Origin of the sequence: Pseudomonas sp. 65/3-MNA-CIBAN-0223 (assembly GCF_040310425.1) — a bacterium.
Lineage (GTDB): Bacteria > Pseudomonadota > Gammaproteobacteria > Pseudomonadales > Pseudomonadaceae > Aquipseudomonas > Aquipseudomonas gregormendelii.
The window spans coordinates 1-267 of the sequence record NZ_JBEOPV010000172.1 but is presented as its reverse complement, the minus strand read 5'-3'; the positions used below and the strand labels follow the sequence as shown (position 1 = coordinate 267).

Annotated in this window: 1 protein-coding gene; it reads left to right on the top strand. The window is 54.7% G+C overall.

Annotation, left to right across the window (positions count from 1 at the left end; translation table 11 throughout):
• On the top strand, positions 1 to 200 hold a 200-nt coding region (locus AAEZ09_RS28415; RefSeq protein WP_350601677.1), incomplete at its 5' end, for a mechanosensitive ion channel domain-containing protein.
• Between the last annotated feature and the right edge of the window lie 67 nt (positions 201 to 267).

Below are 267 nucleotides of genomic sequence, written 5' to 3'. Positions count from 1 at the left end.
GCCGTGAGCTTGTGGCACAAATCCTGGCAGGGATTTATGTTCGAGAGCTTTACGAAGTAGGGCAGCGAGTGCGGCTGGAGGATGTCGAAGGGCAGATCGAGGAGATCGGAACAGTCAAAACACTGCTGCTTACCGATGACGGAGAGCTGACTTCGGTGGCCAACAAAGTGCTGCTCGAGCAGCGCGTTGGCAGCCGTTAAGCGCGCGTTTCTGGTAAAGTACGACGCCTTTTTTCCGGTTTCCATAAATGGCGGCCGTGATTTTGAC